The 26211-nt window shown below is 61.6% G+C and carries 24 protein-coding genes and 1 tRNA gene; 21 read left to right on the top strand and 4 right to left on the bottom strand.

Annotation, left to right across the window (positions count from 1 at the left end):
* Positions 1-302: 302 nt before the first annotated feature.
* The 12 genes from ccoN to EN874_RS34300 all read left to right on the top strand — a co-directional run bounded on the left by ccoN (position 303) and on the right by EN874_RS34300 (position 12827).
* Positions 303-1922 carry a cytochrome-c oxidase, cbb3-type subunit I gene (gene ccoN, locus EN874_RS08810; RefSeq protein ID WP_126057788.1) on the top strand — a complete coding sequence of 540 codons (1620 nt, stop codon included), beginning with the start codon at positions 303-305 and terminating at the stop codon, positions 1920-1922.
* The gene (gene ccoO / locus EN874_RS08805) at positions 1922-2653 is read left to right on the top strand and encodes a cytochrome-c oxidase, cbb3-type subunit II (protein ID WP_126057789.1); all 732 of its coding nucleotides are present in this window, start codon (positions 1922-1924) and stop codon (positions 2651-2653) included. The genes ccoN and ccoO overlap by 1 nt, the downstream gene beginning before the upstream one ends.
* Positions 2654-2664: 11 nt before the next feature.
* The gene (locus EN874_RS08800) at positions 2665-2814 is read left to right on the top strand and encodes a cbb3-type cytochrome c oxidase subunit 3 (RefSeq protein ID WP_024502864.1); all 150 of its coding nucleotides are present in this window, start codon (positions 2665-2667) and stop codon (positions 2812-2814) included.
* Between the two features lie 2 nt (positions 2815-2816).
* Positions 2817-3680: a cytochrome-c oxidase, cbb3-type subunit III gene (ccoP, locus tag EN874_RS08795; protein ID WP_126057790.1), complete on the top strand. Its 864-nt coding sequence runs from the start codon at positions 2817-2819 to the stop codon at positions 3678-3680.
* 166 nt (positions 3681-3846) lie between these two features.
* Positions 3847-5406 carry a cytochrome c oxidase accessory protein CcoG gene (ccoG, locus tag EN874_RS08790; protein ID WP_127427543.1) on the top strand — a complete coding sequence of 520 codons (1560 nt, stop codon included), beginning with the start codon at positions 3847-3849 and terminating at the stop codon, positions 5404-5406.
* Entirely contained in the window at positions 5403-5900 is a 498-nt protein-coding gene (locus EN874_RS08785) for a FixH family protein (RefSeq protein ID WP_126057792.1), read from the top strand. Before ccoG ends, EN874_RS08785 begins: the two co-directional genes overlap by 4 nt.
* A complete protein-coding gene (locus EN874_RS08780) occupies positions 5897-8170 on the top strand; it encodes a cation-translocating P-type ATPase (RefSeq protein ID WP_126059322.1) in 2274 nt (757 codons plus the stop codon). Before EN874_RS08785 ends, EN874_RS08780 begins: the two co-directional genes overlap by 4 nt.
* Before the next feature lie 5 nt (positions 8171-8175).
* Positions 8176-8331: a cbb3-type cytochrome oxidase assembly protein CcoS gene (ccoS, locus tag EN874_RS08775; RefSeq protein WP_081714250.1), complete on the top strand. Its 156-nt coding sequence runs from the start codon at positions 8176-8178 to the stop codon at positions 8329-8331.
* A 612-nt stretch (positions 8332-8943) separates the two neighbouring features.
* Positions 8944-9288 carry a hypothetical protein gene (locus EN874_RS08770; RefSeq protein WP_126057793.1) on the top strand — a complete coding sequence of 115 codons (345 nt, stop codon included), beginning with the start codon at positions 8944-8946 and terminating at the stop codon, positions 9286-9288.
* 280 nt (positions 9289-9568) lie between these two features.
* Positions 9569-10750, top strand: a complete 1182-nt coding sequence (ubiM, locus tag EN874_RS08765) for a 5-demethoxyubiquinol-8 5-hydroxylase UbiM (RefSeq protein WP_185928959.1) — start codon at positions 9569-9571, stop codon at positions 10748-10750.
* A 254-nt stretch (positions 10751-11004) separates the two neighbouring features.
* Positions 11005-12168: a GGDEF domain-containing protein gene (locus EN874_RS34305; protein WP_245455339.1), complete on the top strand. Its 1164-nt coding sequence runs from the start codon at positions 11005-11007 to the stop codon at positions 12166-12168.
* The gene (locus EN874_RS34300) at positions 12162-12827 is read left to right on the top strand and encodes an EAL domain-containing protein (RefSeq protein WP_245454739.1); all 666 of its coding nucleotides are present in this window, start codon (positions 12162-12164) and stop codon (positions 12825-12827) included. Before EN874_RS34305 ends, EN874_RS34300 begins: the two co-directional genes overlap by 7 nt.
* Positions 12828-14281: 1454 nt before the next feature.
* Here the strand turns inward: EN874_RS34300 and EN874_RS08755 are convergent.
* Both EN874_RS08755 and EN874_RS08750 read right to left on the bottom strand, forming a co-directional pair.
* Positions 14282-15604, bottom strand: coding sequence for an integrase (locus EN874_RS08755; protein ID WP_126057794.1), 1323 nt, complete (start codon positions 15602-15604; stop codon positions 14282-14284).
* A 114-nt stretch (positions 15605-15718) separates the two neighbouring features.
* Positions 15719-15808: transfer RNA gene (locus EN874_RS08750), tRNA-Ser, on the bottom strand.
* 326 nt (positions 15809-16134) lie between these two features.
* Here EN874_RS08750 and EN874_RS08745 point away from each other — a divergent pair.
* The 3 genes from EN874_RS08745 to EN874_RS08735 all read left to right on the top strand — a co-directional run bounded on the left by EN874_RS08745 (position 16135) and on the right by EN874_RS08735 (position 17913).
* A complete protein-coding gene (locus EN874_RS08745; protein ID WP_127427544.1) occupies positions 16135-16833 on the top strand; it encodes a 50S ribosomal protein L21 in 699 nt (232 codons plus the stop codon).
* Between the two features lie 100 nt (positions 16834-16933).
* Positions 16934-17203 carry a 50S ribosomal protein L27 gene (gene rpmA / locus EN874_RS08740; RefSeq protein ID WP_059189273.1) on the top strand — a complete coding sequence of 90 codons (270 nt, stop codon included), beginning with the start codon at positions 16934-16936 and terminating at the stop codon, positions 17201-17203.
* Positions 17204-17325: 122 nt separating this feature from the next.
* On the top strand, positions 17326-17913 hold the full coding sequence (locus EN874_RS08735) for a GNAT family protein (protein ID WP_126087049.1): 588 nt from the start codon (positions 17326-17328) through the stop codon (positions 17911-17913).
* Here the strand turns inward: EN874_RS08735 and EN874_RS08730 are convergent.
* Complete coding sequence (locus EN874_RS08730; RefSeq protein WP_126087050.1) at positions 17910-18773, bottom strand: endonuclease/exonuclease/phosphatase family protein; 864 nt, start codon at positions 18771-18773, stop codon at positions 17910-17912. The genes EN874_RS08735 and EN874_RS08730 overlap by 4 nt on opposite strands.
* A 203-nt stretch (positions 18774-18976) precedes the next feature.
* Between EN874_RS08730 and obgE the strand changes: the two genes are divergently transcribed.
* The 5 genes from obgE to EN874_RS08705 all read left to right on the top strand — a co-directional run bounded on the left by obgE (position 18977) and on the right by EN874_RS08705 (position 24704).
* Positions 18977-20005, top strand: coding sequence for a GTPase ObgE (obgE, locus tag EN874_RS08725; RefSeq protein WP_127427545.1), 1029 nt, complete (start codon positions 18977-18979; stop codon positions 20003-20005).
* Between the two features lie 5 nt (positions 20006-20010).
* Complete coding sequence (proB, locus tag EN874_RS08720) at positions 20011-21150, top strand: glutamate 5-kinase (RefSeq protein WP_126087052.1); 1140 nt, start codon at positions 20011-20013, stop codon at positions 21148-21150.
* 76 nt (positions 21151-21226) lie between these two features.
* The gene (locus EN874_RS08715) at positions 21227-22513 is read left to right on the top strand and encodes a glutamate-5-semialdehyde dehydrogenase (protein WP_127427546.1); all 1287 of its coding nucleotides are present in this window, start codon (positions 21227-21229) and stop codon (positions 22511-22513) included.
* A gap of 82 nt (positions 22514-22595) precedes the next feature.
* Complete coding sequence (locus EN874_RS08710) at positions 22596-23183, top strand: nicotinate-nucleotide adenylyltransferase (RefSeq protein ID WP_127427570.1); 588 nt, start codon at positions 22596-22598, stop codon at positions 23181-23183.
* Positions 23184-23423: 240 nt separating this feature from the next.
* A complete protein-coding gene (locus EN874_RS08705) occupies positions 23424-24704 on the top strand; it encodes an MFS transporter (RefSeq protein ID WP_127427571.1) in 1281 nt (426 codons plus the stop codon).
* A gap of 4 nt (positions 24705-24708) precedes the next feature.
* Here EN874_RS08705 and EN874_RS08700 read toward each other — a convergent pair whose 3' ends face one another.
* Entirely contained in the window at positions 24709-25560 is an 852-nt protein-coding gene (locus EN874_RS08700) for a mechanosensitive ion channel domain-containing protein (protein ID WP_127427547.1), read from the bottom strand.
* A 242-nt stretch (positions 25561-25802) separates the two neighbouring features.
* Between EN874_RS08700 and rsfS the strand changes: the two genes are divergently transcribed.
* On the top strand, positions 25803-26180 hold the full coding sequence (gene rsfS, locus EN874_RS08695; protein ID WP_126087056.1) for a ribosome silencing factor: 378 nt from the start codon (positions 25803-25805) through the stop codon (positions 26178-26180).
* The last annotated feature ends 31 nt before the right edge of the window (positions 26181-26211 follow it).

Raw genomic sequence — 26211 nt, 5'->3', positions numbered from 1 at the left:
AACGATCGCGTTCGTTTCCAATGGGATCCGAACAACGTTTGGCAGGGCATCGGCAATAGCATCCAACGCGCGCAGGGCCTCAGCTTTCGCCTCAGCGATCGCGTCTGCGCCCGCCCAACCCAGGGAACGCCTTCCATGAGGGGGGTGAGCCCGCGCTGCGTTCCTCGTTCATTCGCCACCTGCTGATTGCGCCGCCGACACAAAATCTTGCGGCCTGACATAGATCAGGGCGAGGGGGCGGCGGCTGCGCGATTAGTGCGCTGCGGATTTGGCATCCACCAGATTCGAGATCGGGATCTGCAATGAAATTCGGCACAGAGATCGTCCTTCTAAGCGTGTTCGCTTTTGCGGCCCTGGTGGCCGCCGGCTTCGGCGTGGATGAACCTTTCCGCCGACACATGTGGGTGTTGTTCTTCGCAGTGGCTGGTTTCACTGCGATCCTGTTGCGCAACACGGAGTTCAAGCCAGCAGCTCCGATTGACCCATCCGCTTACATGGATGGTCCGATCCGCTACGGCGCGATCGCCACCGTGTTCTGGGGTGTCGTCGGCATGCTGGTCGGCGTGGTGATCGCGCTGCAGCTCGCCTACCCCGATCTCAACATCCAGCCCTGGTTCAATTTCGGTCGTTTGCGGCCGTTGCACACATCCGGTGTCGTCTTCGCCTTCGGCGGCAACGCGCTGCTTTGCACGTCTCTGTATGTCGTGCAGCGCACCTGCCGCGCCCGCCTCTTCGGCCGTGATCTGGCCTGGTTCGTCTTCTGGGGCTACCAGCTGTTCATCGTCATGGCCGCGACCGGCTACCTGCTCGGCATCACCGAGGGCCGCGAGTACGCCGAACCCGAATGGTATGTGGATGTCTGGCTGACCATCGTCTGGGTCGCCTACCTCATTCTGTTCCTTGGCACGATCCTGAAGCGCAAGGAACCGCATATCTACGTGGCCAACTGGTTCTACCTGTCGTTCATCGTCACCATCGCGATGCTGCATGTGGTCAACAACCTGTCCATACCAGTCTCGTTCCTGGGCTCCAAGAGCTACTCCGCCTTTTCAGGGGTCCAGGACGCCTTGACGCAATGGTGGTACGGCCACAACGCGGTCGGCTTCTTTCTCACCGCCGGCTTCCTCGGCATGATGTATTATTTCGTGCCCAAGCAGGCGAACCGGCCAGTCTATTCGTACCGGCTGTCGATCGTCCATTTCTGGGCGATCATCTTTCTCTACATCTGGGCCGGGCCGCATCACCTGCACTACACCGCCTTGCCCGATTGGGCGCAGACGCTCGGCATGGTGTTCTCGATCATGCTGTGGATGCCGTCCTGGGGCGGCATGATCAACGGCCTGATGACGCTGTCCGGCGCCTGGGACAAGCTGCGCACCGATCCGATCATACGCATGATGGTGATGGCCGTCGCCTTCTATGGCATGTCGACCTTCGAAGGCCCCATCATGGCGATCCGGGCGGTCAATTCGCTGTCGCATTATACCGACTGGACGATCGGCCACGTCCATTCGGGCGCGCTCGGCTGGGTTGGCATGATCTCGTTCGGCGCAATCTACTACATGGTGCCGAAGCTCTGGAACCGGCAACGGCTCTACTCGTTGCGGCTGGTCACCTGGCATTTCTGGCTGGCGACACTTGGTATCGTTGTCTACGCCGCGGTGATGTGGGTATCCGGCGTCATGCAGGGCCTGATGTGGCGCGAATACGACGAGCAGGGCTTCCTGGTCTACTCCTTCGCCGAGACCGTCGCCGCCATGCACCCCTACTATGTCATGCGCGCCATCGGTGGGGCCATGTACCTCTCCGGCGCGCTGATCATGGCCTGGAACATCACCAGGACCATCCTCGGCCACCAGCGCGAGGAGGAGCCGATGCCGAGCCCCGTCGCCATCCGACCTGCGCGATCAGGAGCCAGGTAATGGGCTTGATGGACAAACACGCAATCATCGAGAAGAACGCCACGCTTCTTCTCGTTGGCTCGCTGCTCGTGGTGACGGTCGGCGGCATCGTCGAGATCGCGCCTCTCTTCTATCTCGACAATACGATCGAGAAGGTGGAAGGCATGCGCCCCTATTCGCCGCTCGAACTTGTCGGGCGCAACATCTATATGCGCGAGGGCTGCTACCTCTGTCATAGCCAGATGATCAGGCCGTTCCGCGACGAAGTTGAGCGCTATGGCCACTACAGCCTAGCTGCCGAGTCCATGTACGATCACCCCTTCCAGTGGGGATCGAAGCGCACCGGGCCGGATCTCGCCAGAGTTGGCGACCGCTACTCGAATGCATGGCATGTCGCGCATCTTACCGACCCGCGCTCGGTGGTGCCGGAATCGATCATGCCGAGCTATGGGTTCCTGAAAGACACGCCGATCGACGTGAAGGATTTCTCAACGCATCTGGTCGCCAACAGGCTTGTAGCCGTCCCTTACACCGATGACATGATCGTCCACGCCAATGCGGATCTGGCGGCGCAGGCCGATCCCAATGCCGACACATCAGGCCTTGAGGCGCGTTACCCAAAAGCCAAGATCGGCGACTTCGACGGCAACCCGCAACAGGTCACCGAAATGGATGCCCTGCTCGCCTACCTGCAGATGCTTGGCACACTGGTCGACTTCAAAAATTACGACGAAGCCGCCGGCTACCGCTGAGGAGAACGCTGATGACCTACAATTTGATGCGGGCGTTTGCCGACAGCTGGGGCCTGGTTGCGATGGCGCTGTTCTTCGTGGGGTGCATCGCCTTTGCCCTACGCCCCGGCAGCCGAAGGCTGGCCGACGAAGCGGCCCGCATTCCGCTCGAGGACGAGTGATCATGAGCGACGAGCATATCGATGAAATCTCTGGCGTCTCGACCACCGGCCACGAATGGGATGGCATCCGGGAGCTGAACAACCCGCTTCCCAGATGGTGGGTTATCACCTTTTACGTCACCATTGTCTGGGCGATAGGCTACACCATCGCCTATCCAGCATGGCCTCTGTTGCACTCGGCGACGAAGGGTGTGCTCGGCTATTCCAGCCGCAACGAGGTCAGGAACGAGCTGACTGCGGCTGAGGCCGCCAAGGGCAAATATATCTCGGCGGTGGAGTCCAAGAGCGTCTCGGAGATCTCCGCGGACGACGGCCTGCGCGAATTCGCAATCGCCGCCGGTGGCGCCGCTTTCAAGGTCAATTGCGTACAATGTCACGGCTCCGGCGCCCAAGGTTCCAAGGGCTTTCCCAATCTCAACGACGACGACTGGCTATGGGGCGGCAAGGCCGAGCAGATCCAGCAGACGATTACGCACGGCATCCGCTTCGCATCCGATCCGGACACGCGCCTGTCGGAAATGCCGGCCTTCGGCGACATCATTACCGCCGACCAGATCGCACAAGTCAGCGCCTACGTGGCCAGCCTTTCCGGCAAGGTCCGCGATGCAAGTCTGATCCAACCCGGCGCCAAGGTCTTTGCCGAGAACTGCGTCGCCTGTCACGGCGACAATGCAAAAGGCAACAGGGAATTCGGCGCCCCCGACCTGACCGATGCGATCTGGCTCTATGGATCCGGTGAGACAGCCATCGCCGCACAGGTCCGTGCGCCAAAACAGGGCGTCATGCCGGCCTGGGTTGGCCGTCTCGGCGAGATCAAGGTCAAGGAACTTGCAGTTTATGTCCATTCGCTTGGCGGCGGAGAATAGGAATGGAAGTCCTATTCTTCGGTCCCCCCTGCCAAGCGGACGAGGCCCGGCGTGAGCCGGGCCTCGACACCATCCCTAATGCGATCTGCACAACCCGGCAAGGCTATCCTACCGCGAGGCTTTACGACAGGTGCCCCTGACATTGGCTGGGAAAGTGGAGTTGCACATGCGTGATAAGACGCAGTTGACACGGCTCGAAACAGAAACTGTCAATTCCGCCAAAACCCGCAAGCCGCTTTATGCCGCGCGTCAAAAGATCTTTCCGAAGCGCGCCTCGGGCAACTTTCGTCGCTTCAAATGGCTGGTGATGACGATCACACTTGGCATCTACTACCTGGCTGCGTGGCTGCCTTGGGCTCGCGGTCCATTTGCCCCGGACCAGGCAGTCCTGCTCGATCTCGCGAACCAGCGCTTCTACTTCTTCTTCATCGAGATATGGCCCCAGGAATTCTTCTATGTGGCCGGCCTCCTGGTCATGGCGGGCGTCGGTCTTTTCCTGATCACCTCGACTGTCGGCCGTGCCTGGTGCGGCTATGCATGCCCTCAGACGGTGTGGGTCGATCTGTTCCTCGTCGTCGAACGTGCGATCGAGGGGGACCGCAACGCCCGCATGAAACTTGACGCAGGTCCCTGGACCGCGCGCAAGCTCATGCTGCGTGTGTCCAAGCACACCATCTGGCTGGTCATAGGGGCGGCGACTGGCGGCGCCTGGATCTTCTACTTTGCCGATGCACCGACGCTGCTCGGCGAGCTCTTCACCGGCACTGCGGCGCCCGTCGCCTACATCACTGTCGCCGTCCTGACGGCTACCACCTACACGTTCGGCGGTCTGATGCGCGAACAGGTCTGCACCTATATGTGCCCGTGGCCCCGCATCCAGGCGGCCATGCTCGATGAAAATTCCCTCACTGTCACCTACAATGACTGGCGCGGCGAACCGCGTTCGCGCCACGCCAAGAAGGTGCTGGCCGCAGGCCAGCCCGTGGGCGACTGCGTCGACTGCAATGCCTGTGTCGCGGTCTGCCCGATGGGGATAGACATTCGCGACGGCCAGCAGCTCGAATGCATCACTTGCGCGCTCTGCATCGACGCCTGTGACGGCGTCATGGACAAGCTCGGCAAGGAGCGTGGGCTGATCGCCTATGCGACGCTCTCCGACTACAACGCCAACATGATGCTGGCGACTGCAGGCGGGTCCAGCTCAGTCAATCCATCGCTGATCAGGACCGCTGATGGCCTGTTCTCCGACAAGGTGGCGCATTTTCACATCCGCAAGATCTTTCGGCCGCGCACCTACGTCTACATGGGCTTGTGGTCGCTGATCGGCCTCGGCCTGCTCTATTCGCTGCTGACGCGCGATCGGCTCGAACTGAACGTATTGCATGATCGCAATCCCCAGTTCGTCACGCTGACCGACGGATCCATCCGCAATGGCTATACCGTCAAGCTGCTCAACATGATCCCCGAGCCGAGGACGATCGTCGTAACCATGCAGGGCCTTGAAGGCGCTGACATGGTCGTCGTCGGCGACGACATCCCCGCAGGCCGTTCCTTCGCCATTCCGGTCGAACCCGACCGCCTGAAAATGCTGAGGGTCTTCGTTCGCCAGCCGGCGGACCAGATCCGCGCTCCGGCACAGACCTTCAAGTTCCGCGTCGAGGACAGAGCCAGCTTTGAGTCGAACGAGTACACCGCCACCTTCAACGCGCCGGAGCCCCTCAGATGACTGCCAATGTACAAAAGCCTCGTGAATTCACCGGCAGGCACATGCTGGTCATCATCCTGGCCTTTTTCGGCGTGGTCATCGCAGTCAATCTGACCATGGCAACGCTCGCCAGCACAAGCTGGACTGGCCTCGTCGTCGAAAACACCTATGTGGCGAGCCAGCAATTCAACAAGAAGGCCGAGGAAGGACGGGCGCAGGCAGCACTTGGCTGGACCGGCAAGCTGACCATCGCATGGGGCGAAGTTCGCTATGGCCTCGCCGACGTCGCCGGCAAGCCGGTTCCCTTGCACGGCGTCAAGGTGCTGTTTCGCCATCCCGCGTACGAGAAGGAGGACAAGTCGGTCACCCTCGCACCCGCCTCGGGCCAGGAATTCGCAGCCCAGCACATGCCGAAGGACGGCGTCTGGATTGTCGAAGTCGACGCCGACGCCGGTCTGGACAAACCGTATCGCGACGTCCGCCGGATCATGATTTCCAATGGAGCGCTGCAATGAGTTGTTGTGCACCGGGCGCCGAAATGGCGCTTGATCTGGTCAACACCGGATCGGTCCTGCCGTCCAGCCAGGAGATCAGGCTGGCGAGCCGATCGCTTGGCGATGATCTTCACCAGACCGATCTTTCAGTACCGACGGTTCATTGCGCAGGCTGCATCCAGACGATCGAGACGGCGCTGGGAAAGCTCGATCGCGTCGAGAGCGCCCGCGTCAACCTGTCGACGAAACGGGTCTCTGTCCGGTGGCGTGGTGACGAGGTCCCACCGTTCGTCGTCGCGCTTGGGCGGCTAGGCTACCAGGCGCATCTCTTCCCTTCCGAGGTCGGCGACAAGGACAGGACGTTATCGGATTTGATCCGCGCGGTCGCGGTTGCCGGCTTTGCGGCGGGCAACATCATGCTGCTTTCGGTCTCGGTCTGGTCCGGCGCCGAAGGTGCTACCCGCGACCTGTTTCACTGGGTCTCGGCGCTGATCGCCATTCCTGCCCTCGCCTTCGCCGGCGGCATCTTCTTCCGTTCGGCCTGGAATGCTTTGCGCCATGGCCGCATGAATATGGACGTGCCGATCGCGGTCGGTGTTTCGCTCGCCTACGCCATGAGCCTCTACGAGACGATCAACCATGGCGATCACGCCTATTTTGACGCGTCGGTATCGCTGCTGTTCTTCCTGTTGATCGGCCGCACGTTGGATCACGTGATGCGCGAACGTGCCCGGACCGCTGTGAAAGGCCTGTCCCAGTTGGCCGCACATGGCGCCATGGTGCTGCGCAGCGACGGCGCGCGCGACTATTTGCCGGTCGGCGAGATCGAACCAGGCATGCGGTTGTTGATCGCAGCCGGTGAGAGGATCCCCGTCGACGGCAAGATCATCCAGGGAACGTCGGATCTCGACTGCTCGCTGGCCTCAGGCGAAAGCACGCCGAAAAACGTGGCGCCGGGCGAAGCAGTTCAGGCCGGCGTGCTCAATCTTACCGGCCCGCTGACGATTGAGGCGACAGCCGCCGCGAAGGATTCGTTTCTGGCGGAAATGGTTCGTCTTATGGAAGCCGCAGAGGGCGGCCGCGCGCATTATCGCCGGATCGCCGATCGCGTTTCAGCGCTCTATGCCCCGGTGGTTCATCTCACAGCCTTCGCGACGTTCCTTGGCTGGATGGCGGTGACCGGCGACTGGCACCGGGCGATAACCATCGCCATTGCCGTTCTGATCATCACCTGCCCGTGCGCGCTCGGCCTCGCCGTACCGATCGTTCAGGTGGTCGCCGCGCGGCGCCTGTTTGAGAACGGCATCATGGTAAAGGACGGTTCTGCCATGGAGCGCCTGGCGACGATTGATACAGCGGTGTTCGACAAGACCGGAACGCTCACGCTCGGCCAGCCCCGGCTGGTCAATGCATCGTCGATCGATCCGGCCATGCTGGCAGTCGCGGGAGACATGGCTACGCATTCCCGCCATCCTTTTTCAAAGGCCATAGCCGGTTTTGCCCATCCCGGCGGGCAGTACAAATTTGATGCCGTCACCGAGCATCCAGGGTTTGGAATCGAAGCCACTGGAGCCGGAAGCACCTGGCGGCTAGGCCGACGCGGATGGGCTGGATGGAGAGCCCGGACCGGTGGTGAAGGCAAACATGGCGGAACCGTGCTGACAAAAGACGGGTTCATTGTCGCGACCTTCGATTTTGAGGACGCGCTGCGCGCAGACGCCAAGGCGGCGATCGGGCAATTGAGCCATGCCGGGGTGTCAGTGGAAATGCTGTCGGGCGATACTGCGGGTGCCTGCGGTGAAGTCGCAGAAATGCTGGGTGTCAAGGACTTCGTTCCGTGCCTGCTGCCATCCGGCAAGGTCGAGCGCATCGAGACCCTGGCGAAAGACGGACACAAGGTTCTGATGGTTGGCGACGGCCTCAACGACACGCCGGCGCTCAGCGCGGCGCATGTCTCGATCGCTCCAGCTACCGCCGCCGACATTGGCCGCAATGCCGCCGACTTCGTATTCCTGCGCGAAAGCCTTCTGGCAGTGCCTCTCGCGCTGGACGTCTCGCGCAAGGCGGGACACCTGATCCGCCAGAACATCGCGATTGCGATCGTCTACAATGCGGTGGCAGTACCAATCGCCATCCTCGGGCACGCCACGCCTTTGTTAGCGGCGATTGCCATGTCTGCCTCATCGGTGCTTGTTATTGGAAACGCATTGCGCTTGCACGGCTTCGGGGCGAATGCGACGCTGCAAGTTATTCAAAAAGTCGGACGCTCCGCAGTCAGCTATTCGGCATAATCCTCGTGACGACGTTGCTCTATCTCATACCAGTGGCCCTTTTTCTGGGTGCACTGGGTGTGTCCGGCTTCGTCTGGGCATTGCGAAGCGGTCAATACGAAGATCTCGACGGAGCCGCCGAGCGGATACTAATTGATCGGGACGACAAACCGGAACGCTGATTTCAATCCGCTGTGCATAAGATGCGCGGATCGCGCTCGTCAGTCGAGCCGGCTCGGTCGGGAACAAGCTGTCCATGCTCCATGCTCCATGCTCCATGACCATCTTGACCTAAGCTGCACACTACATTTGTGAAAAGCCTCTGTCGTGCGAAGGACTGCCTCCCATTGCACCCAGTATGAGGCGGCTGATGCCACGAGAGTACCTCGCGTGGCCGGACGAGAGCTTGGCCATGTGCGCACGGGTTCCAAAGTGGAACGTCACGGTCGATCACCTGACCGTGAACCGCCAGTGCCGATTGGTCATGTCTGGCTGATCCAGATCAGGGTCATACTCATCGGTGTGTTCTATTGACCAGTCTTCGACGGAGAAATGCATGACTTACGGAAAGATTGGTCGTCATTATCAGCACCTTCACGGTTCTGGGTTTTCTGTCGTGTGGTCGGCCATGCCTTGTGCTTACGGCGCAGCCATTAGCTGACCGGCGTCGTGTGTATCTCGCTTGCTGGCTGACCATCCGCGTGGCTGCGCGGACACGGGGGCCGATCAACAGCTTTCGCCTTTGATGGGTTGTGTGCGTCGAAAGTGGCCTTCTTTGGGCTGACTTCGTAGAAATGTTCCAGGGCTCGCATCCAGCGCCGAAGATCCTCGTGATGTCAACGTGCTGCGGAGCATCATCGGGGTTGGGACGTGCGTTTTCGAGATCGATCAACCGTCCGAAGTTGATCATTGGTTCGAGTGACGCGCGCTATTTCGACGACTATGTCGCCGCGTGGGCTTTGCTCTATCGGCGACTGAATTGCAAGGACATCGACATCGAAGCCATGCAGCAGGTTCTTGATGAGATATGCGCGGTCGTGGATAAAAGTTTCCGCTACCTTGGCTGGGATGACGAGAGAGAGCGCTACGTTCGATACCCTCGCAAGAGAGCCCGCTTCGACGTCGTGGAGCGTGAGTAGTATGCGCAAGGGTTCCAGGTGGAATGTGGCGATCGATGCGGCGCGGCCGTGGCTGACCAGCGTCGCGAGTGTCTCGCTTGCTGGCGGCGATCTGCGCGGCTGCGCGGCCAAAGGGCGGGATCGGTTAGCCGCATCCACCTCTGAGCGCTTTGAGTGCTTCGTTGCCGATCGATGCGAATCTCCCGGCCCAGCGCCTTTAGGCAATGCGGCGGCCACGGAGCTCATGTCACTCGGCTCAGTTCCACCGTTACACGAGGATAGGCGACCGGATGGCGGCACGCTGATGGGCTCTGACGATAATTTTGACATCGTTGTCGTTGGAGCCGGCCCGGTCGGCCTTTCGTTCGCTGCGTCGCTTGCCCAAAGCGAACTCAAGGTGGCAGTTGTTGAACAGAACACATTCGATAGTCTGGCGAATCCGGCTTTCGATGGTCGCGAAATCGCGCTGACCAACGCTTCGATCAGAACCCTTCGCGAGCTCGGCGCCTGGGATGTCATCCCGGCTTCGGACAAATCAGCACTTCAAGGCGCGCGCGTGCTCAACGGCTCGAGCGCATTCGCTCTTCGTTTCGATCCTCCCAGCAACTCTGGAGAACCGCTGGGGGTTTTGGTTCCAAATTGCCGGATCCGCGAGGCGCTGTTCAAAATCGTCCGCTTGCAGGATCGCGCCCGGCTGTTGTGCGGCCACTCGGTCGTCGATGCAACAAACAGCCAAGAAGGAGCAGTCGTAACGCTCTCTAATGGCGCGCGTTTAACTGCTCGGCTGGTTGTTGCCGCGGATTCGCGTTTGTCCGCCACGCGTGATCTGCTAGGCATCGGCGCCGATATCAACCGGCTTGGCCACTCGATGCTGATTTGCCGAGTGAGGCACGAGCGCGCCCACCACCAGATCGCCATCGAATGGTTCGATCACCATCAGACGATAGCGATGTTGCCCCTCGCGGAGGGCATGTCGTCGCTGCTGCTCACATTGCGCTCAAACGAGGCCTATAGACTGCTTGCCTTCGATGATGATTTGTTCCTGTCGGAGTTGACGAAACGGTGTCGAGGGCGCCTTGGAAAAATGACCTTGGCAAGCAAGCGCCACACCTATCCGCTGGTCACGACCTGGGCGCACAAATTCCGGGCGCCGAGCGCCGCACTCATCGGCGACGCTGCCATCGGCATGCACCCGGTGACCGCTCACGGATTCAACATCGGTCTCAGCAGCCAGAAGCAACTCGCCCGTGGAATCATGACTGCGTGCCGCGACGGCCGCAATGTTGGCGACCCCGACATGCTGCATATATACGAAAGGCGGCTGCGCCTGTCGGCGGCGCCGCTCTACCATGCAACGAACATATTGATTGGACTCTACTCCAGAGACCACCTGGCGGCACGGCTTGCAAGGCATCTGGGGCTTCGCTTTGCCCAACATGTTCCCCTTGTCCGGCATGGGATATCGGCGGAGCTCCAGCGGTGATACTGCACCAGCAGTCGCATTTTTGCGCGTGCTGGGCGAGCGATGGGAGAGAGTGCATGATGCACCGGAGTAATCCTGCTCCCCGACGCTGATCTCCGATTGAAGAATTAACCCGTCCTTCAGGGGGGCTGCATAGGCTGCGGACAAGCAGGAGTAAGCAAGCTGACCCGTCCAGCCTTGGAAAAGAAGATCCGCTGGAGGCGAGAATCCTTCAGGACCAGCTCGCTGATCTGAGGGCAGGCCTTTTCGTCTCAATGCCGATAAGCATTGTGCTGTCCGGGCTGATTTTGACCGTGCAGGCCCTTTCCGGGAACGGTCTTGCTGGCGCGGCCTGGTTTTCGGTCGTTAATGCGATAAATGCCGCCCGCCTTGCACTCGCCCGTCATCAGCTGAAGGAACCCGGAGTCCAGGATGATCTGACACGGGTTTGGCTGCGGCTTCGCTGGTTTGGCAGGCTTGCTCTTCTGGCGGGATTCACCTGGTCATTCCTTGCCATCCTAACGGCTGGATACACGACGTCTCAAGCATCGCTGCATCTAATAATTCTGGCGGGCATTTCAGCTGGCGCGGTCACGTACGGCAGCTCATATGCTGCGGCAGCGATATGCTTCATCACACCGCCACTCCTCATTGCCGCCGCATGTTTGCTGACGAAGGGAGCCCCGGAAAACTACATTCTGGCTTTTGCCGTCCTGCTTTTCGAGGGCGGCCTGGTTCGATCCTCGTTCGTTGGACAAGCGCGCTTCCGTGACGCGAGCCGCCTGAGACATCAAGCCGAGCGGCTTGCCGCGGAAATGGAGCGCAATTCCAGGGAGGACCATCTTACCGCGCTCCTCAACAGGCGGGGCCTCGAACATGCAATCGATCAGTTTGAGAACACCGATGGACCCTTTGTGGCCATGCTGATTGATCTGGACGGGTTCAAATCTGTCAACGGTACCTACGGTCACAGAACGGGTGACGAGCTGCTTGCCAGGATCGCCCGCCGAATAGAGGAAGAAGCACCGGAGGGCTCAACGCTCGCCCGCATCGGTGGGGATGAATTCGTGCTGGTTTTTTCTTCGCGAAAGAATTCTCCTTCTCCCACCAATCTCGCGTCCAATCTCATAGCCAAGCTTGCTCGCCCCTATCCTGGGATCGCATCCGTCCGCATTGGAGCGTCTATAGGAATCTACTTGGCTGAAAACCCCGGACTGACGGAAATGTTGTTGCGGGCCGACATCGCCCTTTACACAGCTAAGCGCCGCGGCAGGAATGAATTTTGTCTGTTCGGTGCCGAGCTAGCCCGGGAACTGCAACGCCGCCAGTCAATCGAACGCGATCTTCATTCGGCGATAACGATGAGAAGCTTGGTCGCTTGGTTTCAGCCAATCGTAAGACTCGAAACTGAAGCGTCGTCGGTTTTGAAGCCTTGCTAAGATGGTCTCACCCGCTTCACGGTCCCATTTCTCCGCCCGAGATCATGACAGCGGCACGCGAAACTGGAATGCTTCAGCTGCTAACTCAAACGGTATTCGCCGACTGTTGCGCTCTTATCGAGGGCTTGGTCAAAGCTGACCGTCGTGATGTTCGTGTGGCGATGAATGTTTCACCGCGCGAGTTGGAAGCTGGCGATATTGACGAGATGATTCTTAATGGTCTGGCGGCAAAAGACCTCCCTGCAACGATGTTCGACATCGAGATTACCGAAGAAGCCCCAGTGGATCCGGACAGAGTGGATGAAAAGCTCGGCCAGCTTTCACATGCTGGCATTTCTATCGCGCTCGAGGACTTCGGCACCGGTTTTTCGACGTTGGCATCGCTCAAGGACAGTCGGATCAGGAAAGTGAAAATAGATCAGGGCTTCATTCGCGGCTTAGCCAAGTCCCGGGAGAATCGGCTGCTTGTCAAAGCGGTGATTGACCTTGGTAGGACGCTCGGGATCGAGGTCATGGCCGAGGGCGTTGAAACAGAGGCAGATCGGCAAACTCTGTACAAGCTTGGCTGCAGAACCGCGCAGGGCTTCCTGTTCTCTAAGGCAGTGCCTCTCCATTTGGCACTTGATTCGGTAGTAAAAGAGCACGCGAAGGAGTTGTGACCGGCCTCTCCGTCCGTGCTGCTCGCGGAACTTTCATGTGGGGTGGACCTGACGCGCGAAAGCCGTTTCGGACGGTAGAGTTATTACGGGGGCGAAACTGAGCACGTGGTTTGGATAGCAGCAATCCGGTCCACCGGCGCACATGCAGCGGCTTCATACAAGCGTTCAAGTTGCGAGATGAGCTTGAGTGAACGACGTCGGAGAATTGCGTCCCTTGGACGCTGGTTTCGCGGTTCCCGTAGGATTCGATTACGGGAAGCGTTCTTGGCTGCTTCTCGGCTCAGCGCTCATCTGGATGAACAACGTACCCGCGGTCAAGGTTTTCGCGACCTCAACCCAGTCACCATCCCGCAACAGCAGCGGTCGGGTCCTGATCAAGCGCTCAGCCTCAGCACAGGTGCTGGAGCAACGGTAGAGCGCGGAAAACGTGTATCGGAATGCGCTGGCTCACCATAGGAAGCTGCCACGGCATGTCGAATGTCCCCAGGGGGCGGGACCGTTCCCTTGCATTTGTCTCGATGACGGGCTCTCAAAGCTAAAGCCAAGAGAGCTTTATAAAAATCGCACCCGATCGGCTGCGCAACGACGACCAGCTGAGGCCCGATCGGGTGCTAAGGTCGTGCCAAAAAAGGCGCGTCACTGTCGCATTTCTAGCCGGCTTGCGATCGGACGTCATCTCTTGGCGATCGTTGCCCCTTCTCTCAAATGCGCTTAGCGGCGCCGACGGCGAATAGCGCAAGCTTTTCCACCCGTTTCTACTCCACTACCGAGACTCGTCACCAACCTCCTTTTATTCGCTTCCATATGGCCCATCCTGTCTCCAATCGAGGAGGAGCGCGAACATGGGCCAAGCCGTAGAACGTCTCAGTCTCGGGAATTCTTCTGCTCGCCAAACTGCCGTTGTCACCGGCACCATATTTGGCAGGGTGACAGTGAACGACAAGATATCAGGCGTTCTTGTCTGGGCTGAACTATGCTTGCAAGCCATAACCCAAAAATCGCCGATCCCTTTGAATTCGAGCCGGATGAATGGGTGTTTCAAAATTTTTGGCGGTTTTAGGCAGAACCCTCCGATGGCCCGCGTACCGGTCAAGCTTCGTGAGCACTTTAGGTTCGTCGATCAGGCATAGGTTTGTATCCCATGCCACATGCTGGCCGTTTGCCTAGTTCGGAAGCCCTCGAGAGGCGTTGCTCGTCTTGGTATGGCGTCGCCCCTTTTTCCGATCCATCGGCCACGGAGCTAGAATGCTGTCTAGCTGTTGCCGCCTACTTGGTCATCCGGCATGGAGATGCCTATATACCGACCTTCGAAAGGCTGGAATACGAGGTCGAACAAATGCGGCGGAAGCTCGGAAATCGCGAGCGAGCGCAGCGCGTGCTGGCCACGCTCAACCTAAATGGCTCGGACAGCTGGAGCCGTGAGGTTGGTTCTCAAGGCCTGGATGGCGCCGCAATCACATTCGCCCGGGCGGGGTAAAAGCGATTTTTTGAAGCCACTCGCGCTTTTGCGCTAACGAAGGTCCCGCGCCGTATTTGGGCCGGATCCATTTGTGGCCCATCAGAGAAGCAATTACCTTCTCCGGCGCCTCAACTGCCGTCAGCCGGTCCTCGAAAGTGTGTCGCAGGCTATAAAGACTATGCTCGGAAGTCGGCAGAAGTTCCTTGCTGGCGAGCACCTTGTTGACGAGCGCTGAAAGTGACGCGGCCTTGTCGCGATAACGAGGAAAGCCGTCCGGATGGAGCTTGATGGCTGCAAGTGCGCCGCCAACCAAGGGAATGTCACGGGCTGAATGACCGGTCTTCAAGCGACGGCCATTGGGGCGCACCCGCACATGCGGGATTTCTTGATCGAGGTGGATTGTTTCGGTGGTGAGGTTTGCCGCTTCAGAAAGCCTGAGTCCGGTATCGGCAATCACATAGATTAGATGGCGGGCTTCGTCATTGAGTCCGTCGAGCGCGCCTTCAGCGAGTATCTTCTCCTGAATGAACTCCGCTGTGAACGCAGCGCGTTGCCCGGGGACGGCGCCGGAAAGACGCAGGTTTCGAAAAACCGGCTCCAGCTTGAGCTGGTGAGTCAGATCGACGACGCGCAGCATTTTCGAAACATGGCCGATGTCCTTGTTGGCCGTACCGATATCAAGTCCATCCTCAACGATCCGCTTTTGCCACCACTCGCGGAACGCGATTGCGTCGTCCCGAGTGAGGCTTGCGATCTCCTTGTCGCCAATGACTCCAACCAGATTGGCAACTGCGCGCTTTTTGGGGTTACGCCATTTCTTGATTTGGTTAGGCGACATGGTCAGCAAGTTCTGTTGCTCGATCGTCTCGAATTCCTTGATAAGACCGCTCAGGCGGACCGCTGGCCGCTTCTCCCCACCCATGACGGCCGAGACGTCCTGCGCGTCCTCGATCGATTTTTTGTCGAGGAGCAGCTTGATACGGGCCATGAGTTCGTCGAGCGGCCCCGCTGCTAGTTCCTCGTTAGAGCGATAGGCCAATCCAAATGACCGCGCGCGCTTCCTCGCGGCTTCGAAACGCAGCCCCGCCTCGGCGGATTGGCCTTCCCGCAGTCTACGCCAATACGCCTCCAGCCCCGCGCCGAGGCTTTGCACTGCATCTCGCGCCCGTACACCGCGGGGATCGTCAGCCACGGCGACGCCCGTGGAAATGCGTACTAGGCAGCGGCGATCAAACGCCGCGAATTCCTTCGGCACCCTGCGGACGAGATACCAGATGCCTTCACGTTTATGCGGCTTTGGCGCTGCGGAACGTCGCATTATCTTTCTCTAATGTTACACAGTTTGTTACACAGTCTAAGATAAGTTTCGCTTCGCGCTGGTCAAGCGCAACAAGGAAGCTTTTGAAAGGAAACGATTATTATGGAAGCTAAATGGCGGAGAGGGAGGGATTCGAACCCCCGATACCCTTGCGAGTATGCCGCATTTCGAGTGCGGTGCATTCGACCACTCTGCCACCTCTCCGCGAGGTCATGGTCGGCCGTTGCCGGCGCGGCGCACTAGATAACGGCTGACCGCCGCAGTTACAAGGCCCTATTCGACCGATTTCCCGCTTCTTGAAAAAGCCTCGGCGGGGCGAGCGCGACCTTTGCCGGCAACGCGGGTCGCGGCCTCCTCCAGCAGCGCGGTCGGCTTGCCTTGACTTCCGCGCAACCTTCGGTTAGGGACAGCCCGCATTCGGCGTGGGGCTTTTCCGCGCCGCTTGTTTTTTGAACCCGCAGACTGACAAAAAGACGGCCGAACTGCTTGAGGCGGTTCATTGAGGCCGACCGAACAGCGAAAGGCAAAAAATGTTCGCAGTCATCAAAACGGGCGGCAAGCAGTATCGCGTCGCCGCCAACGATCTCCTGAAGATCGAGAAAGTCGAAGCCAAGGTCGGCGACCTTGTCGAGATCGGCAATGTGCTCGCGCATGGCGAGGGCGAGAATGTCACCTTCGGCGCGCCGTTCGTCGATGGCGCCATGGTCACGGCGGAAGTCGTCGAGCAGGGCAAGAACCGCACGGTCATCGCTTTCAAGAAGCGCCGCCGCCAGAATTCGCGCCGCAAGATCGGCCACCGCCAGCTTCTGACCACCGTCAGGATCTCCGAGATCCTGCTGGGTGGCGCCAAGCCGTCGAAGAAGGCCGCTGCCAAGCCGGAAGCCAAGGTGGAAGTCGCTGCCGAGGCGAAGGCGGAGGCCGCCCCGAAGGAGCCCAAGGCCAAGAAGGAAGCCAAGGCGGAAGTTCCTGCGAAGGAAGAGGCCAAGGCCGAAACCGCCGCCGCGCCGCTGTTCAAGGCGCCGAAGGGCGAGCCGGATGACCTCACCGTGATCAAGGGCATCGGCCCGGTCGCGGCGAAGGATCTCGCCGAACAGGGCATCGTCACCTTCGCCCAGCTCGCCAAGCTCACCGACAAGGATGTCGCCAAGATCGACGAGCACATGCCGTTCAGCACCGACCAGATCAAGGACTGGCGCGAGCAGGCCAAGGAACTGGCGAAGAAGAAGTAAGACGGGCCGGCGAGAATCGTCGCCGGTGCGGACTTGAAACGGAACGCGAACGCGTTCATAAGACAATTCAAGCGCCCTCGGGCGCATCGGAGTTAGTTAGATGGCACACAAGAAAGCTGGCGGTTCGTCGCGCAACGGTCGCGATTCGCACTCCAAGCGTCTCGGCGTGAAGAAGTTCGGCGGCGAAGCCGTCGTCGCCGGCAACATCATCATTCGTCAGCGCGGCACGCAATGGCATCCGGGCACCAACGTTGGCATGGGCACGGACCACACCCTTTTTGCGCTCGAAGCCGGCGCAGTCGCCTTCAACAAAAAAGCCAACGGCCGAACCTACGTCTCGGTAAACCCGATCACCAAAGCAGCGGAGTAGCCGGTTCCGCACCATAACACCGGCGCCCATCTCGGGAACCGGTGTCTGGCCAGGCCAGGAAAGGATCAGGAGAGATGGGCTTCCATCTCTCCTTTTCATTTTCCTATGCCCTGGAGGACTAAATGGTTGCCGAAGCGGAAGACACCGAAGACGAAAGTTACGCGATCGATTGCCCGGTGCTCGCCACCGAGCGTCTGGTCATGCGCGCCCCGCGCGAGAGCGATCTCGAGCAACTCGTTGCCTTGGCCGACAATCGCCACGTCGCCGAAATGCTGGCCCGCATGCCGCATCCCTATGGCGAAGCCGAGGCCAGAGCCTTCCTCGCCATGGCCTCGTCGCGCCGCGCCGGCATCGTCTATGCGCTGACGCTTGCCGGCACCGGCACCTTCGTCGGCTGCGCGGGGTTGAACACCACCGATCGCGGACTGGAGCTCGGTTACTGGATCGGCGAACCTTACTGGAAGCGCGGCTATGCGACGGAAGCCGCGCACGCGCTGGTCGACCTCGCCTTCCAGAAGACCTCGATCCAGGTGCTGCATGCCTCGACCAGGGTCATCAATCCGGCTTCGCGCCGCGTCATCCACAAATGCGGCTTCCAGTATGCCGGCCAGGGCATGCTGAATTCGATCGTCGCCGGCCAGGTGCCGGTCGAGCGCTACCGGCTGGATCGCAAGACCTGGACCAGCCTGCGCAACTGGGTGCATTTCTAGCCCAGCTCAACCCAGACCGGCAGGTGATCCGAGCCGCGAGCCTGCCGGTCGATCCAAAGGCGCTTCAGCGAGCCGGCGAGCGACGCGCTGGTGAAGACATAGTCGATGCATTTGTGGCGGCTTGCTTCTTCGGGGCGCTCGGGATCGACCCAGGTGACCAGGTCGGCAACGTCGAGGCGCTGGGCGACGTCGACGGCGAGATCGGCGGTCAGCGGCATGCCGAACTCATGGTCCGGGCGTCCGGCGAGTTCGACATATTCGGGCGATCCGGGCAGCATGTTGAAGTCGCCCATGACGATGAAGGCTTCCGGGTAGGGCAGGTCCGGCAGGCCGATCTCGGGAATGCCGGAAAGGCCTCCGCCTTCCAGCGCGTAATTCAGCAGACGCTGGCGCAGGAAACGGATCTGGCTTTGGCGCTCGACGGGGCTGCGATGATCGAGATGGGTGGAATAGAAGCGGATGAAACCGAGCGGTGTCTCGATCAGGGCCTCGAGCGCGCCGCGCTGAAAATTCATCCGCTCCAGGCTGCGGCTGCGCGGCAGAAGGAGATTGCGCGACAGATGAATGGGCGTCTTCGACAGTACCATGTTGCCGAGCTGGAAGGTCCTGGTGACGGCGCGGCCGGCATCCAGGCGCGAGCCGATATTGACCTCGAAATTGCTGCCAAAGGCGATGAAATAGTCCGGCAGCGCCTCGCCGATCTCGGCCACCATGTCGTGGTCGCCGTTGCGCGGGTTGTTGCGGGTCACTTCCTGAAGGGCAATGACATCGGCGCCGCGCACGGCGTCGGCGATGCGGCCGACATCGTATTTGCCGTCGAGGCCGATGCCGTACTGGATGTTGTAGGTGGCGAGCTGCATTCCGGTACTCCAACACCAACGCAGAACCGCGAAAACCGGCAACGATCGTCGCGCGGGATCATTCGCAATCGGCCGGCGCTAGCGTGTTCCCGGCGTGCGCAAAAGCATGTACCAGCGCTTTCGTCACAAAACAGCCTCGCCCTTGACCCCGCCTTGGTTTAGAGCAATCGCGCAAGGCAATCAGCAGAAACCTCGAAAATCAGATGAAATTCCTCGATCAAGCCAGGGTTTACATCCGTTCCGGTGACGGCGGCGCCGGATCGGTCTCGTTCCGCCGCGAAAAATTCATCGAGTTCGGCGGGCCGGACGGAGGCGACGGCGGCCGCGGCGGCGATGTCTGGGCGGAAGCGGTCGACGGGCTGAACACGCTGATCGACTACCGCTACCAGCAGCATTTCAAGGCCAAGACCGGCATGCACGGCATGGGCCGCAACATGACCGGCGCCAAGGGCGCCGACATCACGCTGAAGGTGCCGGCCGGCACCCAGGTCTTCGCCGAGGACAATGAGACGCTGATCTGCGACCTGACCGAGGTCGGCCAGCGCTTCCTGCTCGCCAAGGGCGGCAATGGCGGCTTCGGCAACCAGCATTTCAAGACCTCGACCAACCAGGCGCCGCGCCGCGCCAATCCCGGCCTGCCCGGAGAGGAGCTGAGCATCTGGCTCAGGCTCAAGCTGATCGCCGACGCCGGCCTTGTCGGCATGCCCAATGCCGGCAAATCGACCTTTTTGGCCGCCGTCACCGCGGCCAAGCCGAAGATCGCCGACTATCCGTTCACCACGCTCCATCCCGGCCTCGGCGTCGCCCGCATCGACGGCCGCGAATTCGTGCTGGCCGACATTCCCGGCCTGATCGAAGGCGCGCATGAGGGGGTCGGCATCGGCGACCGCTTCCTCGGCCATGTCGAGCGCACGCGCGTGCTGCTCCACCTGGTCTCGGCCCAGGAGGAAAATCCCGGCAAGGCCTATAAGGTCGTGCGGGCCGAGCTCGATGCCTATGGCCATGGGCTGGCCGAAAAGCCCGAGATCGTCGCGCTCAGCCAAGTCGACATCCTCGATGCGGACGCCCGCAAGAAGAAGGCGGCCTCGCTGAAGCGCGCCGCCGGCCGCGCGCCGATGCTGTTATCGGCCGTCACCGGCGAAGGCGTCGAGGCGGTTCTGCGCGCGCTGATGTCGGTGGTCGCCGAGGCGCGCGATGCGGTTCCCGCTCCCGTCGATATGCGCTGGCGGTAAGATCCATGAAATCGCTGACAAAATACCGGCGCATCACCGTCAAGATCGGCTCGGCGCTGCTCGTCGACCGTGCGACGGGGTTGAAGCGCGACTGGTTGGCCTCTTTGGCCGACGACATCGCGATGCTGGCCCATGCCGGCGCGGAAGTGCTCGTCGTCTCGTCGGGCGCGATCGCGCTCGGCCGCACCATCCTGGGTCTTGGCAAGCGTGCGCTGAAGCTCGAGGAGAGCCAGGCCGCGGCTGCTGTCGGCCAGATCGCGCTCGCCGGCGCCTGGTCGGACGCGCTCGGCAAGGACGGGCTGAAATCCGGCCAGATCCTGCTCACGCTTGGCGATACCGAGGAACGCCGCCGCTATCTCAATGCGCGGGCCACCATCTCGACCTTGCTCAAGATGAAGGCGGTGCCGGTCATCAACGAGAACGACACGGTGGCCACTTCCGAAATCCGCTATGGCGACAATGACCGCCTGGCCGCGCGCGTCGCCACCATGATGGGCGCCGATCTTCTGGTGCTGCTCTCCGACATCGATGGCCTTTACACGGCCCCGCCGGCGAAGGATCCGAAAGCGAAATTCATCCCGGTGGTCGACCGCATCACGCCCGACATCGAGGCGATGGCGGGTGCGGCTGCGTCCGAATTGTCGCGTGGCGGCATGCGCACGAAGCTCGATGCCGGCAAGATCGCCAACGCCGCCGGCACCGCCATGATCATCACCGCCGGCACCAGGCTTTCGCCGCTGATGGCGATCGAGCGCGGCGAACGCGCGACTTTCTTCCGTCCGAGCGCCAACCCGGTGAAGGGTTACAAGACCTGGATCGCCGGCCAGCTCGAGCCAGCCGGCCGTCTCACCGTCGATGCTGGCGCCGTCGGCGCGCTGAAGTCGGGCAAGTCGCTGCTGCCTGCGGGTGTGAAGCTGGTCAGCGGCAATTTTTCGCGCGGCGACACGGTGGCGATCCTGTCGCCCGAGGGCCGCGAGATCGCGCGCGGGCTGGTTGCCTATGATGCCGCCGATGCCGTAAGGATCGCGGGTCTGAAGACGGCCGAGATCGAAACTGTGCTCGGCTACGAGGCGCGCTCGGCGATGATCCATCGCGACGACCTTGTGGTAAGCGTCGCCGGCGACCACGTATTGGCCGACGACTAGAGCAATTCCAGGAAAAGTGTGACGCGGTTTTCCGTCCGGAATTGCGAAAAAACGAAGAGAGAGCGGAGGATGAACCATGCTGAAGCAGCATGAAAAATCCGGGGAAGACACGGTGGCGCTGATGGCCGATATCGGCCGCCGCGCCCGCGCCGCCGCCCGACCGTTGGCCGTCGCTTCCACCAAGGCCAAGAATGACGCGCTGCTCGCCATGGCCGATGCCATCCTGCGCAACGAGCAGGCGATCCTCGAGGCCAATGCCATCGACATGTCGAATGGCGGGGAAGCCGGGCTCTCCGCGTCCTTCATGGACCGGCTGAAGCTTAACCCGTCGCGCATCAAGGCAATGGCCGAGGGCACCCGCGAGATCGCAGCGCTCAAGGATCCCGTCGGCGACGTGATTGCCGAGTGGGACCGGCCGAACGGGCTGCATATCGAGCGCGTGCGCACGCCGCTCGGCGTCATCGGCGTCATCTATGAAAGCCGGCCGAACGTGACGGCCGATGCCGGCGCGCTCTGCCTGAAGGCGGGAAATCCGGTGATCCTGCGCGGCGGCTCGGATTCGCTCAATTCGTCGTCGGCTATCCATGCCTGCATGGTCGAAGGGCTGAAGGCCGCCGGCCTGCCCGAGGACGCCATCCAGCTGGTGCCGACCACCGACCGCGCCGCGGTCGGCGAGATGCTCAAAGGTCTCGACGGCAATCTCGATGTCATCATCCCGCGCGGCGGCAAAAGCCTGGTCGGGCGGGTGCAGAGCGAGGCGCGGGTGCCGGTCTTCGCCCATCTCGAAGGCATCTGCCATCTCTATGTCGACCGCTCGGCCAAGCTCGACATGGCGGTGAAGATCGCGGTCAACGCCAAGATGCGGCGCACCGGCGTCTGCGGCGCGGCCGAGACGCTGCTGGTCGACCGCGCGGTTGCCTCCACGCATCTGGTGCCGATCCTCGAGGCGCTGCGCGCCGCCGGCTGCGAGATCCATGCCGACGCCGAGGTGATGCAAGCTTTCTCGGATGCCAGCGCGGCGACCGATGCCGACTGGGTGACGGAATATCTCGACGCCATCATCGCGGTGAAGCTGGTCGACGGCGTCGCCGGCGCGATCGAGCATATCGAGACCTTCTCGTCGCACCACACCGAGGCGATCATCGCCGAGGATGCGCGCGCGGTCGAAAAATTCTTCAACGAGATCGATTCGGCGATCCTCCTGCACAACGCCTCGACGCAGTTCGCCGATGGCGGCGAGTTCGGCATGGGAGCCGAGATCGGCATCGCCACCGGCAAGATGCATGCCCGCGGACCGGTCGGCGTCGAGCAGCTGACCTCGTTCAAATACCGCGTGCGCGGGTCGGGGCAGGTGAGGCCTTGACCTTTTTCGCCACCAAGGCCTGAGGGAGGCCTGGCGAATGCTTTCCCAGCTTGAGCAGCCCGTTCCCACCCCCTACCTCCGCATGCCGCATGCCGGCAGGGGGCTGACCGTCGGCCTGTTCGGCGGTTCGTTCAACCCGCCGCATGCCGGTCATGCGCTGGTGGCCGAGATTGCGCTCCGGCGCCTGGCGCTCGACCAGCTGTGGTGGATCGTGACGCCCGGCAATCCGCTGAAAAGCGCGCGCGAACTGGCGCCGCTCGCCGAGCGCATCGTGCTGTCCGAAAAGATCGCCAGGAATCCGAAGATCAAGGTCACTGCCTTCGAGGCGACGCAGCATGTCCGCTATACCGCCGACACACTGGCCTTGGTCAAGGCGCGCAACCCGGGCGTCGACTTCGTCTGGATCATGGGCGCGGACAGCTTGCGCGATTTCCATCGCTGGCAGCGCTGGCGCGAGATCGTGCTGACCTTCCCGATCGCGGTCATCGACCGGCCGGGCGCCACGCTCTCCTTCCTGTCGTCGGTCGTCGCCAAGACCTTCGACTATGCCCGCATCGACGAGGGCGATGCGCCGCTGCTTGCCCGCATGCGGGCGCCGGCCTGGACCTTCATCCACGGCCCGCGCTCGTCACTCTCCTCCACAGCGATCCGCAACGCGGCCAGGGGTTGAACACCCCTTCTCCCCTTGCTTGCGGGAGAAGGTGGCCGAGCGAGGCTCGGTCGGATGAGGGGTGTTCCAGCTTGGCGATATCGTTTGTCCAGCGATGAGGTCACCAGCATCTCACTCTGCTGCAGCACCCGTAGTGCCATTTCGCGGCAATCCATCTTCCCCCACAAGGGGGGGAAGGGAAGTCGTGCCATGTCGCTTTTACGGCGGCTTTTTGCCTTCCGGCGAGCGATGTTGGCAGGCATGCTGGAGAAGAGCCGCACCACCACCGATCCGGGCGCGCAATCGGCGCCGCTGATCGCCATTGCCAGCGTCATCGTGTCGATGGCGCTGATCGCGATCGGCAACGGGCTGATGTTCGCCTTCATTCCGGTGCGGCTCGGCGCCGACGGCTTCGATCCGACCTGGGCCGGGCTGATCGTCACAGGACTTTCGGCCGGCGGACTCGCCGGCTGCATCCTGACCGGGCCTCTGGTCCGGCGCGTTGGCCATGCTCGCGCGTTCATGGTGCTTTCGGCGCTGATCGCGCTCTCCAACGTGGCGATCGGCGCCGGACCGATCCCGTTGCTGTGGATCGCGGCGCGGGCGCTCTACGGCTTTGCCATTTGCGGGTTGTTCATCGTTGCGCAGAGCTGGCTCAACGATGCCTTGCCGAACGCCATACGCGGCCGGGTCATGGCGGTGTTCTACGTCGCCTATATCGGCGGATTGGGCGTCGGCTATGCGACGCTTGCCGCGATCGACATTCAGACGGCGGCGGCGCCGCTGATCGGCATCGCCTTCACCGCGCTGTCCATCCTGCCGGTGGGCATGACGCGGCTTGCCCAGCCGCCCGCGCCGCAGGCGGCTTCGGTGGCGCTCGGGCAAGCCTGGAAGATCTCGCCGGTCGGCGTCGTCGGCATGCTCGCCGTCGGCGGCCTGTCGATGATAATTTCCGGTTTCGCGCCGATCCACGCCACCGCCAAGGGCTACAGCCAGGCGGATGTGGCGCTGCTTTTGTCGGCGATGCCGGTCGGCACGCTGATACTGCAGATCCCGCTCGGCTGGCTTTCGGACCGCACCGACCGGCGCTACGTGCTGGCGGGCGCGGCGGCGCTGGCGGTGGTGGCGAGCCTGCTCGCCATCGCCTTCGACGGCGGCGCGCTGATGGCGCTGGTGGTGATCTATCTGATCTGGGACGGCGCGTCGGAATCGATCTATTCGCTTTCCAGCGCCCACGCCGCCGACCGCGCCAGGAAGGACGAGATGCTGGCGCTCTCGAGCTCGCTGCTTTTTGCCTGGTCGCTGTCCGGCTTCATCGTGCCCGGCATCGTGACGGCGCTTTCGGCCGTCTTCGGCACCGCGACCTTCATCTATGTAGGCATCTTCATCGCTTCGGCGTTCTGCCTGTTCGTGCTGTGGCGCGTGTTTGCGGCGCGGCCGACACCCGCGGCCGCCACCGGCAACTTCGCGCCGATGTCGGCGCAGACGCCTCTGCCGGTGGAGCTGGCCTTCGCGCCGGACGAGCCGACGACCAGGAACTGAGAGGCTATTGCTTGCGAGCCTCCGCGGCCGGGGCCCCGGGCGGCGGCAAGGGGATCGAAATGCCCTCGTTGTCGAAGGCCTGCTTGGCGCGCTTGGTCATGTCGATCTGGGTGGCGAAGTAATCGGCCGCCGACGTCCAGTAGCGCAGCGTCAGCGAAACCGTGGTTTCGCCCAGGCCCGCCACGAAGGCGATCGGCGCCGGCTCGCGCCGGATGCGCTTCTCGGTGCCGGCGATGGCAAGCAGCGTCTTCTGCCCGCGGTCGATGTCGTTCCACGAGCCGATGCTCAAGCTGATATCGGTGCGCCTGACACCGTTGCGGGTGAAGTTGCGCACCGGCTGGTTCCACAGTGTCGAGTTGGGCGCCAATATGTAAACGCCTTCGACGGTGCGCAGCTTGGTCGCGAACAGGCCGATCTCCTCGACCGTGCCGGCAATCGAGCCGACCTCGATGGATTCGCCGATACGGAAAGGCCGCAGCGCCAAGAGCATGATGCCGGCGGCAATGTTCTGCAGCGTGCCCTGCAGCGCCAGTCCGATGGCCAGGCCAACGGCGCCGATGGCGGCAATGATGGAAGCGGTCTGCACGCCGAACTGGCCGAGCACCATGATGACGACAAGGATCAGGATGGCGTAGCGGACGATCTTCGAGAAGAAATGACGCAAGGTGGCGTCGAAGCCGTGGATGTGGCCGAGGCCGGCGAAGATCGAGCGCTCGGCAAGGCCGGCGACGAAATAGCCGACAACCAGAAGGATGACGGCGCCGATCGCCGAGAAGGAATAGGAAACGATGAGCGTGGAGAGCTGCGCAAGCCCGGCCTGAACGACGAGAAGTGCCTCTTGCGGATCTGTCGGCATGATAAGTCCCCTTTGATCGTTGAGCCGATAACCCGTGCCAGGCGCAAAGGGTTCCGACTTTTTTCGGGCGCTGCGGAACCTGCCGAAGAGGGGCGCGTTGGCCCCGTCAGGGCCCCCCGTCTTGAAACTGCAATGGAACTCTGCCTATCTAAGTGGTGTCACCTGATTTGGCGGGTGATTTGGTTGTTCTTGTTGGGAAAGGAAACACACTGAGAACAGCACTGCGGAAGAAGGCCGATATCGTGCCTTCGCCGGCCGGGATCAGCGGAAACGATGCTGCGTCCCTCGCCATCACGACAGTCCTTGCCAGTCTGGAAGACTCCAAGGCCGAAAACATCGTCTCAATCGACATCCAGGGTAAATCGAGCCTCGGCGACTACATGGTCATCGCCTCGGGCCGATCGCACCGTCATGTCTCGGCTGTCGCCGATCATCTCCTCAAGGCGCTCAAGGATGCCGGTCTCGGCATGGCGCGCGTCGAGGGGCTGGCGAGCGCCGACTGGGTCCTGATCGATTCGGGCGACATCATCGTCCACGTCTTCCGTCCCGAAGTCCGCGAATTCTACAATCTCGAAAAGATGTGGCAGGCGCCGGACCTCGAGGAAGAGACCTTGCACTGAGCCACATCGCATGCCGTGACCGTTCCGGTCC

It is taken from the genome of Mesorhizobium sp. M1D.F.Ca.ET.231.01.1.1, from assembly GCF_003999155.2.
GTDB lineage: Bacteria > Pseudomonadota > Alphaproteobacteria > Rhizobiales > Rhizobiaceae > Mesorhizobium.
The sequence above is the reverse complement of the archived record's forward strand: the minus strand, read 5'-3'. Positions and strand labels throughout refer to the sequence as shown.